General features: G+C 40.0%; 18 protein-coding genes. 8 read left to right on the top strand and 10 right to left on the bottom strand.

The window, feature by feature from the left end:
* Nucleotides 1-293 precede the first annotated feature (293 nt).
* Nucleotides 294-596: a hypothetical protein gene (locus tag CXF93_RS01960; protein ID WP_101060623.1), complete on the top strand. Its 303-nt coding sequence runs from the start codon at nucleotides 294-296 to the stop codon at nucleotides 594-596.
* A 302-nt stretch (nucleotides 597-898) separates the two neighbouring features.
* Here the strand turns inward: CXF93_RS01960 and CXF93_RS22185 are convergent, their stop codons facing one another.
* Together CXF93_RS22185 and CXF93_RS01950 are read right to left on the bottom strand one after the other, a co-directional pair.
* The gene (locus CXF93_RS22185) at nucleotides 899-1,636 is read right to left on the bottom strand and encodes a hypothetical protein (RefSeq protein ID WP_232784061.1); all 738 of its coding nucleotides are present in this window, start codon (nucleotides 1,634-1,636) and stop codon (nucleotides 899-901) included.
* Between the two features lie 357 nt (nucleotides 1,637-1,993).
* Nucleotides 1,994-2,518 (bottom strand): SEC-C metal-binding domain-containing protein, encoded by a 525-nt coding sequence (locus CXF93_RS01950; protein WP_198551560.1) that lies wholly within the window; start codon nucleotides 2,516-2,518, stop codon nucleotides 1,994-1,996.
* A gap of 708 nt (nucleotides 2,519-3,226) precedes the next feature.
* On the opposite strand from CXF93_RS01950, the gene bla reads away from it, so the two are divergent.
* Nucleotides 3,227-3,988, top strand: coding sequence for a subclass B1 metallo-beta-lactamase (gene bla / locus CXF93_RS01945; RefSeq protein ID WP_101060622.1), 762 nt, complete (start codon nucleotides 3,227-3,229; stop codon nucleotides 3,986-3,988).
* Nucleotides 3,989-4,132: 144 nt separating this feature from the next.
* On the opposite strand, the gene bcp is transcribed toward bla, so the two are convergent.
* Nucleotides 4,133-4,642, bottom strand: a complete 510-nt coding sequence (gene bcp / locus CXF93_RS01940; RefSeq protein WP_101060621.1) for a thioredoxin-dependent thiol peroxidase — start codon at nucleotides 4,640-4,642, stop codon at nucleotides 4,133-4,135.
* 180 nt (nucleotides 4,643-4,822) lie between these two features.
* Here bcp and CXF93_RS01935 point away from each other — a divergent pair, with 180 nt between their 5' ends.
* Nucleotides 4,823-5,311, top strand: coding sequence for a DUF6314 family protein (locus tag CXF93_RS01935; RefSeq protein ID WP_101060620.1), 489 nt, complete (start codon nucleotides 4,823-4,825; stop codon nucleotides 5,309-5,311).
* Between the two features lie 67 nt (nucleotides 5,312-5,378).
* On the opposite strand, the gene CXF93_RS01930 is transcribed toward CXF93_RS01935, so the two are convergent.
* Nucleotides 5,379-5,918, bottom strand: a complete 540-nt coding sequence (locus tag CXF93_RS01930; protein WP_101060619.1) for a glycine cleavage system protein R — start codon at nucleotides 5,916-5,918, stop codon at nucleotides 5,379-5,381.
* Nucleotides 5,919-6,106: 188 nt separating this feature from the next.
* On the opposite strand from CXF93_RS01930, the gene dapA reads away from it, so the two are divergent.
* Nucleotides 6,107-6,985 carry a 4-hydroxy-tetrahydrodipicolinate synthase gene (gene dapA, locus CXF93_RS01925; protein WP_101060618.1) on the top strand — a complete coding sequence of 293 codons (879 nt, stop codon included), beginning with the start codon at nucleotides 6,107-6,109 and terminating at the stop codon, nucleotides 6,983-6,985.
* Nucleotides 6,986-7,012: 27 nt separating this feature from the next.
* A complete protein-coding gene (gene bamC, locus CXF93_RS01920; RefSeq protein WP_101060617.1) occupies nucleotides 7,013-8,149 on the top strand; it encodes an outer membrane protein assembly factor BamC in 1,137 nt (378 codons plus the stop codon).
* Between the two features lie 148 nt (nucleotides 8,150-8,297).
* Here the strand turns inward: bamC and CXF93_RS01915 are convergent, their stop codons facing one another.
* The 3 genes from CXF93_RS01915 to CXF93_RS01905 form a co-directional block, all read right to left on the bottom strand.
* Complete coding sequence (locus CXF93_RS01915; protein ID WP_101060616.1) at nucleotides 8,298-8,567, bottom strand: DUF2897 family protein; 270 nt, start codon at nucleotides 8,565-8,567, stop codon at nucleotides 8,298-8,300.
* An 89-nt stretch (nucleotides 8,568-8,656) separates the two neighbouring features.
* Nucleotides 8,657-9,382, bottom strand: coding sequence for a M15 family metallopeptidase (locus tag CXF93_RS01910; RefSeq protein ID WP_101060615.1), 726 nt, complete (start codon nucleotides 9,380-9,382; stop codon nucleotides 8,657-8,659).
* Nucleotides 9,372-9,674 (bottom strand): SelT/SelW/SelH family protein, encoded by a 303-nt coding sequence (locus CXF93_RS01905; RefSeq protein ID WP_017220226.1) that lies wholly within the window; start codon nucleotides 9,672-9,674, stop codon nucleotides 9,372-9,374. Before CXF93_RS01905 ends, CXF93_RS01910 begins: the two co-directional genes overlap by 11 nt.
* Nucleotides 9,675-9,805: 131 nt before the next feature.
* On the opposite strand from CXF93_RS01905, the gene CXF93_RS01900 reads away from it, so the two are divergent.
* Nucleotides 9,806-10,486, top strand: a complete 681-nt coding sequence (locus tag CXF93_RS01900; RefSeq protein WP_101060614.1) for a TIGR01621 family pseudouridine synthase — start codon at nucleotides 9,806-9,808, stop codon at nucleotides 10,484-10,486.
* Between the two features lie 210 nt (nucleotides 10,487-10,696).
* On the opposite strand, the gene tal is transcribed toward CXF93_RS01900, so the two are convergent.
* Nucleotides 10,697-11,644 carry a transaldolase gene (gene tal / locus CXF93_RS01895; protein WP_101060613.1) on the bottom strand — a complete coding sequence of 316 codons (948 nt, stop codon included), beginning with the start codon at nucleotides 11,642-11,644 and terminating at the stop codon, nucleotides 10,697-10,699.
* 283 nt (nucleotides 11,645-11,927) lie between these two features.
* Between tal and CXF93_RS01890 the strand changes: the two genes are divergently transcribed.
* Both CXF93_RS01890 and tyrA read left to right on the top strand, forming a co-directional pair.
* Nucleotides 11,928-12,995, top strand: coding sequence for a 3-deoxy-7-phosphoheptulonate synthase (locus tag CXF93_RS01890; protein WP_101060710.1), 1,068 nt, complete (start codon nucleotides 11,928-11,930; stop codon nucleotides 12,993-12,995).
* Between the two features lie 85 nt (nucleotides 12,996-13,080).
* A complete protein-coding gene (gene tyrA / locus CXF93_RS01885) occupies nucleotides 13,081-14,223 on the top strand; it encodes a bifunctional chorismate mutase/prephenate dehydrogenase (protein ID WP_101060612.1) in 1,143 nt (380 codons plus the stop codon).
* A gap of 223 nt (nucleotides 14,224-14,446) precedes the next feature.
* Here tyrA and CXF93_RS01880 read toward each other — a convergent pair whose 3' ends face one another.
* Both CXF93_RS01880 and hpf read right to left on the bottom strand, forming a co-directional pair.
* Entirely contained in the window at nucleotides 14,447-15,613 is a 1,167-nt protein-coding gene (locus tag CXF93_RS01880; RefSeq protein WP_101060611.1) for a chorismate mutase, read from the bottom strand.
* A gap of 232 nt (nucleotides 15,614-15,845) precedes the next feature.
* Nucleotides 15,846-16,232 carry a ribosome hibernation-promoting factor, HPF/YfiA family gene (gene hpf / locus CXF93_RS01875; RefSeq protein WP_101060610.1) on the bottom strand — a complete coding sequence of 129 codons (387 nt, stop codon included), beginning with the start codon at nucleotides 16,230-16,232 and terminating at the stop codon, nucleotides 15,846-15,848.
* Nucleotides 16,233-16,433: the final 201 nt, after the last annotated feature.

The raw sequence follows: 16,433 nt of genomic DNA, 5'->3' as shown, positions 1-16,433 counted from the left end.
CTGTAAATGCTGTTGATATCACATTTCGTAATGTACGTTATGCTATCTGACACGCAAAAGTATGATTTATCACCTCGATGTCAATACGGTGGTACCTATTTAGTAGTACTATTGTTTTAGTTGTATCGCAGCGACTAATTAACTTCGGTGTATAGATTGAGTCTGTGTGAGGTGACAAAATAAGTCAATAATTAGGTAACTATGATGAACAGACCTCGAAGGCTATTTTTCTTTCTCTAATCGTATGAATGAATATATTCTTAACTGTTCTCAGTGTTATAAAGGGGATGAGCATGGATAAATCATTACAAACAAGAGTTATAAATTTTAAACATTTATGTTATCAAAATTTAATTAACGATATTAAGGAAGCAGCGACTTGTGAAGTCCGAAGCGTTTGTCGCTTTGTGTGTCATCGTTGCCCTTGTACCCCTGAATATATTGACCTTGAAAAGATAAAACTAGTCGGTTTGAGTTCATATAGCATCCAGTTAAAAAAAGCAGAAGATGGGCAGCTATTAATAGCTATCACTATGCTGGGTATTGATAATTGGCTGATAATGAATAACCTACCATTTGTAACGCCAAAAATATAAAACGTGTGCCAACCTGCTCACTGCACGTAACGAATGTACTTAAGATAGCATCTGATTATTGCTGGCCAAGTAGAGTATCACTGGTTATTTCGGGGGTTGTCTTGCCCCTTTACTCGAATGAGGAAAGGGGTAATAGTCAGAAAATTAAGCGACCATAAAAGAAAACAATAGTGCGGCTGGCGACAAAATACATAGTGTATTTAAAAAGCTTAAGATGTAGGTCTTGCCTCAGCACTGTTATTAGTAGGTGAACGTATTTTGTCTAATACATCAGGGTCTTGATGGTCAACTGTTTACATACCTCAGATATTACGTGGGAATACTGTCGGCTTTACCTTACATTTTTTAGCATGACTTTTAGTAGAACGTTTCAGACCATCTTTATATTTAGCGACTTGAACGGTGACATTAATATGGTTGCTTGAAACCTGCATATTCCCAGAGGTTTTATATGATGGGTCATTGGGGATCGTTAATGTGCTGAGCAGCTCGTTTTTACAGTTAACGGCTTGTTTGTTTATATCCGCTTTTCGATAAGCAATCTTCTTGGCTTTCTGCGCTTGTTCTTCTCTGTATTGCTTGTCTGTTTGTGCTTTGTTATCGGCTGATTTACTCGTTTCAAGGGTTTTCCTTTTGGCTGTATCCTGCTTTATTTTCTGTTCTTGTTGGAGCTTCAGCGCACGTTTTTTTTCTTGGTTTAGTTTTAATTCGCGGTCGGAGGCTTTCTTTGCGTCGCTGCGAAGATCGCATTTAAGTGGGGGGTGAGCCAGCCATTTTCCGTGAGTATTGGTGATGGTTATGAATAGGTAACCGTCACGCTGCTTGTGCATACCTTTAATAGCTATATCGCCATTGGCTGTGAGTTTACTCACTTGCTGGGGAAAGGTTTTGTCTTTTTTGTAGCATACTTTAACTTGGGCTTTTTGGGATGGAGTGAATCCTTTTGCATACAGGAGTTCGCCAGCTTGGACTTGTGTCGATAGGGTTAGTAAGAAGGAAATTATGACAAGCATAAAGTTGGTTTTAGCGTTGTGTTTCATTTTTTAAAGTCTCTGTCAGGCACGATGAAGTAGTGAGGTGTGCCTCGTTATAATCAAGGCTTATTATGACAGGCATGGACTTGATGATATATGGGGGATTTTCTTACAAGCCAAATGAGCCATGTGTTATGTCATACGTTGCGAGTTATTTTATGATTACTGACGGGGATATCGATATTAATCAGTTATACCATCGCTTATCGATAAGTATATTTCGGGGGCTGCCCCCCCCTTTCACGCGGTTGACGTACCCTCTGCCCCGTGCGGGGAAAGGGCTGTTAATCAAAGGACTAACCTATATCAAAAGAAAAGTAATGGCGGCAGAAATAATAACTAATCGTGCTCTTCAACACATAATCATATCAATTGCCCACAGCAAGCCTTATACCTTTTTCCCGAATCGCATTCACACAATGAGTTTCTATAAGGTCGAGACAAGTTTTGCTGTTTTAATTTCTCATTGTCCTCACTTAATTGCTCTATTTCTTGTTTCATTAACATCTGTTCAATTGAGCTATTAATCATATACTCAACCTGATTTTCTGATGGAAAATTATCCGAAGCATTTAGGCTACTTACGTACATCAAAAAAGTGACAATAAGAGTCAAAAAAACACAAAGATCAGAAAAGTTTTTAGGCAAAAACATACACATTAAGGATAATTCAGGTGCTTCCTTATCAATTCGTTCTTTAACCTCTTCACTAGAAAGGTGTTGTTCTTTTGCCGTATTCAACACTTGTACATATCGCATCAACTGCTCGACGGTCCTAGCCGGAGCGTTAAGGATTTCTATTGCACCTTCAAGTACATTGAATACACCATCAGGAACACTCCCCATTCCACCACATTTTGGACATGGACCAGAACGATTTCCAGTCATTGTCAATTCCAGACAATTGTCAACAAAAATACCCGATGAAAACGGTGTCGCACATGTATCACAAAATGCAGGTATCATTGGCATATTTACTAACTCCCATCTATGTAATGTTTTGATCTTATGCATATCTAAACGCAGAAACAACCAAGCCCAATATATTAAGGTAATTCTAATAGAATCAATTAAATACCAATAATAAGGTATAACTAACGGGTAGTACATACATTCAGTTAATATCATCTGAAAATAATGGCGATAAAATGGCTGCTGTATTTCGATATCATAAGCATGTGATTAGATAAGAAAGGTCTAAGCAGTGTTCTAAACATGCCTACACGACTAGTTTAAATCCAGCTTAAACTCCCCCCTGACCCTAATGACTATTTTATTCAACAAAAAAAACCAACAATCCTGAGCCATTAAATCCTCAATCCTGTTGGTTTTGTTGTGTTCTTAAAATAAATTAAGAAACGCTTATTTAGCGGTTAAATAACCCAATATTACTTGGTGGTGGTCTTTAGTCTTAAACTTGCTGTATTCGCCCATTACTTATTTTCACCAAGTCAGTTATCAGCAATTTCATTTTCAATTTGAGTTGATTCATTGTAATAAGCTTTATGAGGGGAATTATCTATTCTAGATAATGTCCTACAAACAGAATCGAATTTAGTAAATCCAATATCCACTCATTATGACTAGAGAAATTTCATGTTTAAAAAATCCATCGTTATTTATTTATCTGCACTTCTCTTTAGCTTTATCGTTGCGGCCAAGTCAGAGCCGGAAGTAAGTAAAAACGTACCATTAAAAATAGAGGCGCTTTCATCTAAGGTATATTTGGTTACATCGTATAAAACCATATTAAATGTGTATGAAAGTGATACGCCCAAAATCATTGATGCCAATGCGCTACTTTATATCCGAGGGAAAGATGCATATTTAATTGATACCCCATGGAATGTTGCTGACATGCCTCAATTGATGGATTGGATAGAGGACAAAGGATTAACATTAAAAGATACCGTGGTAACGCATTCTCATGAAGATCGCAGTGCTGGACTAGGCTACTTGTCAGAACATGGCTTTAGTACATACGCATCAGCATTAACGAATAGCTTACTAAAGGCCGAGCATAAGCCAGTCGCTACCAATACCTTTGAAGGTGATACATTTGATCTGGTAAAAGGGGAAATTGAAATCTATTATTCAGGTCCCGGGCACGCGATAGATAATTTAGTGGTATGGCTGCCAAAGGAAAAAATATTATTTGGCGGTTGTATGCTTAGAGCAAACGAAGCTGAAGGGTTAGGTTGGATAGGTGATGCAAATCTAGAGCAATGGCATCAATCTGTACTTAATGTTAAAAATAAATACGCGGACATTAAATTGGTAATACCTGGGCATGGCAAGATTGGACATGATCAATCGATGATTACCCATACGCTTAATTTAACACAGAGTAATAACTGAAAAAAATAGCACCAAAATGGCGCGCTATTTACTGGTGTACGGTAGGTGATTGGATAAGAATGTATTAAAAAAGCCAACAATCCTGAGTCATTAAATACTCAATCCTGCTGGCTTTGTGTTGTTCTTACAATAAATCCGGCACGCTTATTTAGCAGCTAAATAATCCAATACTACTTGGTGGTGGTCTTTAGTCTTAAACTTGCTGTATTCGCCTTCTAGTGGCACAGCTTTTAGCGATGCAGAAGTGAATACGTGTTCAACCATGCCTTGCTCGTCGATTAAGAAAGACAGGCGGTGGATGCCGTCGTACTCTTTGCCCATGAATTTTTTAAGGCCCCAGATACCGAAAGCATCTGCTACCGCGTGATCAGGGTCTGAAAGTAGGCTAAAATTTAATTCATCACGGTCACTGAATTTAGTCAGGCGAACCACTTCATCTGGGCTGATGCCAACGACTTCTACATTTAGCTCAGCTAGTGCTGTGATATGATCACGTAAATTTTGTGCTTGAGTCGTGCAACCCGGTGTCATTGCTTTTGGATAGAAATAAGCTAATACTTTTTTGCCTGCGAATGAATCAAGTGAAACGCTTTCATTATGTTGATTGAGCAGAGTAAACGATGGTGCTTTATCACCAGACTTTAAAGTTTGCATGGAGTTAGTCCTAACAGTTAATAAATGATGAATAAATCATATGTGACTATTGTGCGGGAGTTTTTGTCTATCGACAAGGGACTATTGGTAATCGATATAACGTAGCATAACGAATGCGTAAAATAGTGATAACGAGTATTTAAAGAGTACTTAAATAGTACTTAAGTAGTTTTTAAGGAGATGACAGTGCAAACATTAACGCAATTATGGTTTTTGCTTAATCGCTTAAACAGATTTAGTTTTAAAGTGAATAGCGATAATGAATCCGTGACAGGTTGGCAAGGTGAAGGGCAGGGCTTAATTAAACGCCGTGGCAGCGTCACTGGTGAGTCTGTCGAGCCGGAGTTAGGGTCGATAGTCGAAACAATTGAACGTGGAGATTATCAGGTATCAGCAGATCGTAAAGTACCTATGCATAATCAATATTTGTGGCAGTTCCAAGGTGATCATATTCGCCTAACCCATTTACGCTTTGGCTGGGATAAGCCGGTATTCTTGTTTGATATTATCGAAAATAAGCAAGGGCAGTTAGTCACCCGTCAGTCGCATCAATGTGCAGCGGACAATTACGATGCTTCGTTTGTGTTACATGCTGATAGTCTGGAAATGCAATGGCGTATTCAAGGGCCGAAAAAACACGAAGTATTAGATTATATTTATTCGCTATAGCAGTTACGGTTAATGGTGTTGATTAACCGTAACGATCTACTGCTAGATGGTTTATCAGATAGCTGAATTAAGCAGTGAGTAGCTTGTTATCAACCATAAATTGATATTCAGCATGCAAAATTGTACACAGACCGGAAAGTTCTGATTCTAAAATAGCTAAATCACAGTCAGAGGTGGTGTTTAAGGTGAAGTGTGCTTTGAGTATATCTGAGCTGTCTGTCTCGGCTATTATTTCTGAGCGTAGACCGGCTAAATTAAGATTGTTGTTGGTAAAGAATAACGTGAACTTCTCAATAATACCGGTGGCATCTGGAATGGTGATGTCGACTTCAATGGTATGATCATAACTGATTGGTTCGTGACGTTCGGTGCGCTTCATCATGGTGATTAAATCAAGTTCTTGACTCTTCAATGGCAAGCTAGATTCCAGTTGGATCATCGCATTCCATTCGCCAGACAACAGCATGATCAAGGTAAACTCATTACCAAAAATAGCCAGTTTACTATCAACGATATTACAACCGCAGTTACTGACGTGACCAATGAGCTTGTGAACGATACCTGGACTGTTGCTGCCAAGGGCGGTGATAACTAAATTCTGCGTCATTTTGTTCCAAGTAAATTAAAGTAAACAATAGAGCATCATATACCCAAGCAACTTCAAGATGCAACAATCCGCAAGCTTATCAACCAGCATATTGATGTTGGCAGGCATATAGCCAGAATATGCTTGCGACAACAGACTCCTACTATTACTATGCCACGTGTTTTATCGTTAGTTATAACAAGGCCCATATGTTAACAGGTAATATCGTCGCACTTATCACTCCTATGCTCGACAACGGAGACGTCGATCTTTGCTCTTTACAAGGTTTAGTTGAATATCATATCCAGAGCAATACCACTGCATTAGCGGTATTAGGCACCACTGGTGAATCTTGTACTTTTGCTCAAGATGAGCATATTGACGTCATCAAAAAAGTACTGGAAATGGCGCAAGGTCGTATCGCGATTATTGCCGGTACAGGGTCAAATAGCACCCGTAATGCCATTAAACTCAGTCAAGAATTACACCAGTTGGGTGTGACTGCCGGACTTTGTGTCACGCCTTATTACAATAAACCAACCCAAGAAGGCTTATATCAGCATTATAAAGCCATTACAGAAGCCTGTGATTTACCTCAGATTTTGTATAATGTACCGAGTCGTACAGGTTGTGACATTAGCGATGAGATCGTGGTTAGATTAGCGGAACTTAATGCTATCATAGGTATCAAAGACGCTACCGGTGATTTAACGCGTTTAACTCAGCTTAAACCCTTCCTACCGGATGATTTTTTACTATATAGTGGTGATGATGCAACGGGTTGTGAGTTTATGTTGCAAGGTGGTAATGGGGTTATTTCTGTTACCAGTAATGTCGCTGCCGATGCCATGAGCCGTATGTGTACCTTTGCATTAGCAGGACAACGCCAAGAAGCGACTGAAATTAATAACAAATTAATGCGTTTACACCAAGATTTATTTGTCGAAGCAAACCCAATCCCGGTAAAATGGGCATGCAAACAGTTATCTTTGACTGCAACGGCTAATTTACGGTTACCATTAATTGAATTAGATCAGCAATATCATGCTCAAGTGAGTGCGGCACTCGCGCTTGCAGTGGATGCATAAATTTTTGAATTAGGGAATATTAATACTATGACTATGTCATCAACAGGTCACAGCTTGACTCACGCGAAGCGTTATAGCGTATTAGCGTGTGCTATTTTAGTTAGTGCTTGTTCAGGAACAGATACAAGACGTCAGGCCAATCAAGACTTTGAATATTTAAAGCAAACAATCGAACCAGAATTGGTGATTGCAGAAGGGCTTGATACACCGTTATACACAAAGCGTTATGACGTACCTGAATTAGTCGAAGGGACTGAAGGTTATCCTGTCGGTGCTGCTGTTGATGTGCGTTCACCAGTACAAATTTTAGCGTTATCACCATTAGTACGTGTGGAAGAAGGTAGCGAAAACGTGACTATTTGGTTTAACAGCCGTAGTGTACAAGATGATGTTACTTCACAGGTATGGTCGTTGTTAGCTAACTTTTTAGCCGATAAGAAAGTGGCGATAGCTAAGCTTGATGACGCGAGTCATACGTTAGAAACGGATTGGTTAATTAACGAAGAAACGTTTGATGAGTTTAAAGAAGAATCGGAATACGAACTTAAGCAACGTTATAAATTCACCTTATTAACGGCAGCCAGTAAACGTACTGTCGGCCTGCAAGTGGACTTGATTGAACACGAAGAGCGTTTAGAAGGCACTAAGGTTGATAATGAGTTAAGTAAAGGCGATCGCCGTCGTTTTGCAGTGAAAATGTTAAACTTATTGAGCATTTACTATGAAGTAGATCGTATCGAAGGTAATAACAAAGAAACAGCAGAACAAAAAGCGTCGAAGCTGAAGATTGATTTTGTTGATCAGCAAAATCCAGTAATTACCTTAAATATCCCGTTTGATGATGCTTGGAAGTTAATGCCAATGGTATTAGGCAAAGTGGGTATGAGAGTTGAAGACGAAGATAAATTGGCTGCGACTATGTTAGTTAGTTTTGACGAGCAACCAGATTATTTCTGGGCTGATAATAAAGTAACGCCAGTGACATTAGAAGAAGATGATTACCGTATTCAGGTTGGTGAAATCAAAGGCCATACTTCAATCGCGTTCTTTACTGAGAAGAAACAGCCATTGTCAGCAGAAGTAATGAGTCAGTTATTCATTAGTTTGAAAGACGCCGCTGCTGCATTACGTGCAGAGAAAGCGGAAGCTGAAAACGAAAAGTAATGTGATACACCTAATGTGATACACCTAAGGTGTTAATCATGTAATAAAAAGGCCTATGTAGTGATACATAGGCCTTTTTGTTTTTATTTTTATCTTTTTGTTACTATTTTTTTATAGATAGAGGTTATAGCACTCGATTGATTAAATATTATTTCTCTTGGTCTTTTTTAACATCTTCATCATCTGGCATTGGATTCTTGCCGTATTCATTCTGGTATTCATTGTGATATTCTTGCTGATCATCGTCATCATGATCTGGTAGTGGTTTCGCGTGTTCACCGGCATCCAGATGGAAGGCTTTATTGTATTGATGCTCAATCTCTTTGGGTATCTTCATTTTCATGTTTGCCGTGTACTTTAACGTCATGATCGACCCTAGAATAAAGCCTAAGGCAACCAGAATAATAAGCCAAACCATAAATCCTCCTGTTGATAGTTAATCGTTGATATTATTGTTCATCGGTAATCGGTTGTTGTTATTTAATCACGGTTCGTCGTCATCAAATATTAATTAGGTGCTGCTACGTTACAGATATACTGGCTATAAATTTGCTCTATATTGGCTAAAATAGCCGCTTTACCTTGAATGTCGGCATCACGGATAGTGTCGGTAATTAATGCCAAGGTGAACGCTTGTTGTGCTGGCTCAGCGATTGGCTGGTAACTTAAGTGCCAAGGCTCGCGTGATACGCCACCAAGGTCTTGTCGATAAGGACGATAGAAACCACAGTCGGCAATATTGTTATCTAACCAGGTTGATAGCGCTGCTAAATAACCCCCTTCATCATACTCTTGTGGGATCAGCTGTAACTGATAATCTTTCGGTAGCGCGCTGTAGTCACAGACATCAATTTCGCAACCCCAATGATGGCGACTGGCACCAGGCAGCATCGACCAACGTAATATCGCGAATACCTTTTGTTCTTCACTAAGTATAGCGGAGTCTAGCGGTTGGCTGTCATGATCTAAAATAGGCCTGATGCCGTTAAACTTATTATTCCAAATACGCAGTTGTTGCTCAAACGAGCGAAAACATGAAACAGCATCCAGATTAAACCCTGCTTGCTTTGCTCGTGCTTGTAGCTGTTGAAATGCGGGCAATGTTTGCTGGTGGATAAGATGCAGCGGTTTATGCGCCGACTGTTTATTATCATCTCGAGCAGGTAAGGCTATTACATGGCTTTGTGTTTGGCCTGTTAACGTGTCTGTTGTAAGTAATGTGTTAGCTGGCATCAGGTGATACCGTGCGGTCGCAGTGGCCAAGGTCACGTGCTGGGGCGATGATGTCACGGACGCGTTGTTTTAATACTTTGGCTTCAGGAAAACCGCCGTCTTGTTTACGTTCCCAAATCAGTTGTTGGTTACAATGGATCTCAAAGCGACCACCTGTGTCTGGGTGCAGACTGATTTTACTGATATCTTCAGCGAAGGTATGTAGGAGTTCTTGCATTAGCCAGGTCGAGCGCAACATCCAGTTACACTGCCTGCAATAGTAAATATCAATTTCAGCTTTTATCTCTGACACGTCAAGGTCCTCTTTTTATAACTTATTCTAACGTAAGATTACTCATCCTAGCGTTATTATTGACTTGGGTATATGATTTTGTCGCTTATTTAGGGTACACTTCGGCCTCATTTTCAGCATCGGTTTTTTAAATGTATAGCATTCTATTTCAAAATAATGATTTCTTGGTTATCAACAAGGCAGCGGGTATTGGTTTTCATGATGAAGACGGCGTTGATGGTATTTGTTCTATTGTCAGAAAGGATATTGGCAGATTAGTTTTTCCAGTACACCGTTTAGACAAAGTAACATCGGGATTGTTGTTGTTAGCTAAATCATCGGAAGCGGCTGCTAAATTAGCGAAGTTATTTGAATTGCACGAGATCCAAAAATATTACTTGGGTGTTATCGATAGCAAGCCAAAGAAAAAACAAGGTTTAGTAAAAGGCGATATGGAACGTTCACGTCGCAGCATGTGGCGTTTAACTAAAACGCTAACTAACCCAGCTGTTACGCAGTTTTTCACTCAGAGCATCGGTGATGGCAAGCGTTTAGTGGTATTAAAACCATTAACAGGTAAGACACACCAGTTACGCGTAGCGTTAAACAGCCTAGGTAGCCCTATCTGTGGTGATCCGCTATATCAAAGTGCTGATGCTTGGAAATACGATCGTGCTTACTTACACGCGTATTGCTTACAGTTTACGTTAGATGGCGAAGACTTTAGCTTTGTGGCTGATGAATTAAACGGTAAAGAGTTTGAGACTGCTGCATGTAAAGAAGCATTAGTTGCTTATGCACAGCCTGAGACTTTGGCTTGGCCAAAAGTATAATTGCTATAGCCAAGCTACAGTACACTTGTTTGATTAACTATTAGCTTGATTAAACAGTAGTTTGATGAATTATTAGCTTGGTTAAATAATGCATAAAAAAATGGCCAACGTAGCGATACGTTGGCCATTTTTGTTAACGACGGTACTATTTATTCAAATAAGAAAAAAATTAGTCTGATTCAAATAAGAACAAAATTAGTCTTATTCGAATTAGAATAAGTCAGCAATCATCGTTTCTAGTTTGTTTTGATCGATAGCGAAGTTACGGATACCTTCAGCTAGTTTTTCAACAGCCATTGGATCTTGGCTGTGATCCCAACGGAATGTAGCTTCAGTTAGTTTCGCTTTTGGTGCAACTGCCACTGCTTCTGAGAATAACGCTTGTACAACAGGCTCTGAAGAGTTTTGTAGTTCTTCTAATAGCTGTGGTGCAATTGTTAGGCGGTCACAACCAGCAAGTGCTAGGATTTCACCTGTGTTACGGAAGCTTGCGCCCATAACAACTGTGTTATAACCCGATGCTTTGTAGTAGTTGTAGATCGTGCTTACCGAGATAACGCCTGGATCGTTAGCGCCTTCATATGTTTCGCCCGTTTTCGCTTTGTGCCAATCCATGATGCGGCCAACGAAAGGTGAGATTAGGAATACGCCTGCTTCTGCACATGCTTGCGCTTGAGCGAAAGAGAATAGTAACGTTAGGTTACAGTTGATGCCCATCGCTTCAAGCTGTTCTGCAGCGCGGATACCTTCCCAAGTAGAAGCCAGTTTGATCAGAATGTTTTCTTTCTCAATACCCACTTCTTTATATAGTTCGATTAGTAGTAACGCTTGTTTAACACTTGCTTCAGTGTTGTAAGAAAGACGAGCGTCAACTTCTGTAGAGATGCGACCAGGAATAGTCGTTAAGATCTCTTTACCAATTAATACAGCTAGCTTGTCACATGCAAGTGCAACTTGTGTTTCTGGCGTTGCATTTTCTTTAGCATAGGCAATTGCTTGTGCTACTAGTGGTTGGTAAGTCGGTAATGCAGCTGCCTTTAGGATAAGTGATGGATTCGTCGTCGCATCTTGAGGCTGGTATAATTTAATTGCATCCACATCGCCTGTATCTGCAACAATAGTGGTTAATTTACTTAGCTGTTCTAACTGATTACTCATTATTTTATGTCCACAATTATAGTATTGTTCGGGGTAAGGGCTACCGTCACTATCATAAATATTGAGTATAATGTCAATACCATAAAACCAGACTTTTTGGGAATCTTAGTATTAGCGAAATAACGGTAATTGCTGAGGAGTATCTTATCATAGCTTTCACTTGAAAGTATGTAGGCTTTCATCACGTTTTTGGGACAAACTTTGTTGATAAAATAGTGCTTGCAATCACATTCTGCTGCGGTATGTTGTTTATATAAAATAAATAGGATATATGAGCAACGCAATGGAAAAAGATACCTTAAATAATGTACATATTTGTTCTGAACAAGTATTGATGACCCCAGCCGAATTAAAATCAAAACTACCTATTTCAGATCATGCACTTGGCTATATACACTCTGCACGTGAAACGATTGCTAATATTATCGCTGGTCGTGATAAGCGTTTGTTAGTGGTGTGTGGTCCTTGCTCAATTCATGATGAAAAAGCGGCGTTAGAATATGCCCACAAATTAAAAGCCCTGCATGACGAGTTAAGCGACCAGCTATATATTGTTATGCGTGTGTATTTTGAAAAACCACGTACGACAGTTGGCTGGAAAGGCGCAATTAATGACCCGCATATGGATGGTTCATTTGATGTTGAAACGGGTTTAATCAATGCACGTAAATTATTAATTACTCTTGCTGAGATGGAAATCCCAACAGCAACGGAAGCACTTGATCCAATTAGCCCACAATATCTTGCCGAGTTATTTGCTTGGTCGGCGATTGGCGCGCGTACCACTGAATCACAAACGCACCGTGAAATGGCCTCAGGTCTTTCTATGCCTGTTGGCTTTAAAAACGGTACAGATGGCAGCTTATCAACCGCAATCAATGCGATGAAATCTGCGTCGCATTCACATCGCTTCATGGGTATTAACCAAGAAGGTCAGGTGGCATTACTGCAAACCCAAGGTAATCCAGACGGTCACGTTATTTTACGTGGTGGTAAGCAACCTAACTACGATTCAGTGGCAGTGGCATTAGCAGAGCAAGACATGATTAAAGCGGGCTTACGTCCAAGCTTGATGGTTGATTGTAGCCACGCTAACTCTAATAAAAACCATGAACTACAGCCGCTTGTTGCTAAAAATGTGATCCATCAGCTCCAAGAAGGTAATACTTCTATTATCGGCGTGATGATTGAAAGTCATCTTAATGGTGGTAATCAATCGTCAGAACAACCGATTGCGGATATGGCCTATGGCGTATCAGTGACTGATGCGTGTATTGATTGGGCGACGACGGATAAATTATTACGTGAAACCGCGATTGAATTAAGCAACTGTTTAACTAAAAGAGCATAGGCCTTAGGTTGTAAAATATAGGTCTTAGGTTGTAATACACAGTGCTTAGGTCGATAGATGAAGTACGTTATAAGGTGAATGGTCAGTGAAACTGGATCCGTTAGGTAAATTAAGAGATAAAATCGACGATGTTGACCAGCAACTGGTTGACTTACTCGCACAACGCATCGCATTAGTGGCAGAAGTCGGGGACATAAAAAGTGAGCATGGCTTACCTATTTATGTACCTGAACGTGAAACCGCTATGTTGGAAAAAAGACGTGAGGAAGCCGAAAGCAAAGGTGTACCTGGCGACTTGATTGAAGATGTATTACGCCGTGTAATGCGCGAGTCGTATGCCTCTGAAAAAGATTCTGGTTTCAAAACCGTGAAACCTGAGCTTGGTCGTGTCGTGGTGATCGGTGGCGGAGGTAAACTGGGTATGCTATTTGTGCGCATGTTCCGTCTGTCTGGTTATCAGGTTGATATTCTCGAGCAGGGCGATTGGGATAAGGCTGATGCGTTATTTGCCAATGCTGGGCTGGTGGTTGTCTCTGTACCTATTAATCTAACCGAAACCATTATTGCTAAGTTAGGCAATTTACCAAAAGATTGTGTATTGGCCGACATTACCAGTATTAAGAATAAACCGCTGCAAGCTATGCTCAATACTCACCAAGGACCTGTGGTCGGGTTACACCCGATGTTTGGTCCTGATGTCGGTAATTTGGCCAAGCAAGTGATTGTTTGTTGTGATGGTCGTGGCAAAGACCAGTACCAATGGTTGCTAGCGCAAATGCAGATCTGGGGCGCGCGTATTTATGACGTTGACGCCAAGCAACATGATGAAGCGATGACGCTGATCCAAGCATTACGTCACTTTACGACGTTTGTTTATGGTGCGCATTTAGCCGAAGAGAATCCAGATATCCAGCAATTACTGGATCTGAGTTCACCGATTTATCGCTTAGAATTAGCTATGGTCGGGCGTCTGTTTGCACAGGACCCAACCTTGTATGCGGATATTATTTTAGCGTCGGATAATAACATTGCCATGATCCGTCGTTATGCCGAACGCTTTATGCAAGCCGCTGACATGTTAGAGCGTAAGGATAAAGATGGCTTTATTCGTTCGTTTGAAACGGTATCGGATTGGTTTGGTGATTATTCAACTCAGTTCTTACAAGAAAGCCGTAACTTGTTGCTACAAGCCAATGATAATCGACAATTCTTCGGTGTTGAAAATTAAAAGTTTTGGTGTTGAAAGTTAAGAGTTGCTGTTGAGGGTTAAAAGCTTTGTTGTTAAAAGTTGCTGTTGAGAATTAAGCATTCGCTAACCGCCAATGAAGGTGGATTGTAGACAAATAAAAAGAGCATCTAAATGATGCTCTTTTTTTATGCGTCTGTTTTAATCTGCTATTTACTAATAGCTAGTTAACGGTCAATTATAACCGTTAACTAGTCCTAATAAATTACAGTAAATCTTCAGGTACATCCGTTGCCGCAACATCTTCACTAGGGTAACAACCTAATACTTTAAGCTGGTTGGTAATACGCGTTAGTTGTTTAATCACCGTCTGCATGTTTGCTGATTGTAAATTAGCCGCGACATCAATATAGAACATCTCTTCCCAAGGGTTACCTTGAATAGGGCGTGATTCTAATTTTGTCATATTAACGCCTTGCTCGCGCAATACTAATAACGCTTCAACCAAACAACCTGCTTGTTGACCTGTCGACATAGTAAACGTCGTTTTAGCTGGAATTTGCACCGCAACATCAACCGGCTTACGTGCCACCACAATAAAGCGGCTGTAGTTTTCAGTTTGATTTGCTAGACCGGTATGAATTGGTTTCAAACCATACAGTTCGCCACCCGTAATACTGCCAATAGCGGCGACTTTATCGCTGTCTAATTCTTTTACTTTCGCCATTGCTGCTGATGAGCTGTCGACAAATTCAATTTTAATATGTGGATGGGCACTTAAAAACAATGAACATTGGGCAAACGGTTGCGGATGCGCGTAGATAGTTTCAATTTTTGATAAGTCAGTATCACAAGTGGTGATTAAACTGTGCTCAATTGGTTGAGTTAATTCACCGACAATCGACAAACTGGTGTGTTGTAATAAGTCGTAAACATCATTGATACTGCCAGAAGAGGTATTTTCAATTGGCAGCATACCGTAATCAGCTTGGCCTTTTTCGACCGCTGTGATGATTTGTTGGAATGTTGGGAAGCCTAATTCGACTAAGCTGTCGTCTTGACGGGCAAAGTATTTCTTACAAGCCAGGTTAGAGTAAGAACCTTTATCGCCTAAGAACGCCACTCGCGCAACGGATACTGCTGCGTTGGGGTTTTTAATTTGTTGCAAAAAGGCTTGTTGTAGCAACACTGAGTCTTCCAGCACTGTGTGGTAAATGTTCATTATGTAGTTGCTATCAAGGCCAAGTTCACGACCTTGATTAATTAGACGCACTAGTAATTGTTGTTCACGGTCTTGATCGCGTACCGGTTTACTTGTCGATTGCTTACTCTTTGCCACTTCGATGGCTAATTCTCGGCGTTCGGCTAGTAACTGTAACAAGTTGTTATCAAGTGTGGTGATGCGAGTTCTAATATCGTTCAGGTCTGCCATGAAATAAGATCCTTGTGCGTACTCTATAAGGTTATTCGATATATATGCTTAATAGTGCGCATTTATTTTTAATTGATAGTTTATTTTTAATTGATGGTTTAATTTATTTATCTAGCGAGGCAAAGTCAAGGTATCTGGGGCAAACTGCGGAAATAAAAAAAGCGCAGTCCTATGCTGCGCTTATTTGTTGTTCCTCTAATTAATAGAGAATCAGGATTCTTAGTACTCTTGATTAGTACTCTTGGAGTTCTAACTCGTCGTCAGAAATCTTTTCAGCAGGTAGTTCTTCACCGCTGATTACACCTGCGCGACACTGCTCTTTACCGCTTTTATGCGCTGAGTGTTTTTCGCTATATTTATTTAATTGACGCTCTAGCTTTTGGCCTAAAATCGTAATTGCAGCGTAAAGATCTTCTCCTTCAGAAACTGCGAGTAGTTGGCCTTGAGGAAGATGAATGCTAGCCTCAATCTTTTTAACATTATTCTTGTCTTTACTGATCGTTACGTGCGGATTAATCATTGGAATATTGAAGCGTTCTAGCTTCGCATATTTCATCGCAAGTTTTTCTTGCATAGGAGCCGTAACTTTGATTTCTTTACTGGTTATTTCAAATGTCATAGACATCTCCTTGGGTGATTGCATTATTTGGTACAACTTCAGAATACGACTTTTAGGTTAAAATAACGTGATGTATATCACGTTTTATAATATAGTTTTTTTAATGCATAAAAAGTGTGATCAGCTAATCATTTATAGGTGTTTATCTTAAATGCGTTGTTTTATACCTTCTGCTTAGGCATTATGCATAGACCTTCGTAG

The organism is Moritella sp. Urea-trap-13, from assembly GCF_002836355.1.
In the GTDB taxonomy this organism is placed as follows: Bacteria; Pseudomonadota; Gammaproteobacteria; order Enterobacterales; family Moritellaceae; genus Moritella.
Note: the sequence above shows the minus strand (reverse complement) of the source record. Positions and strands in the feature narration are given on the sequence as shown.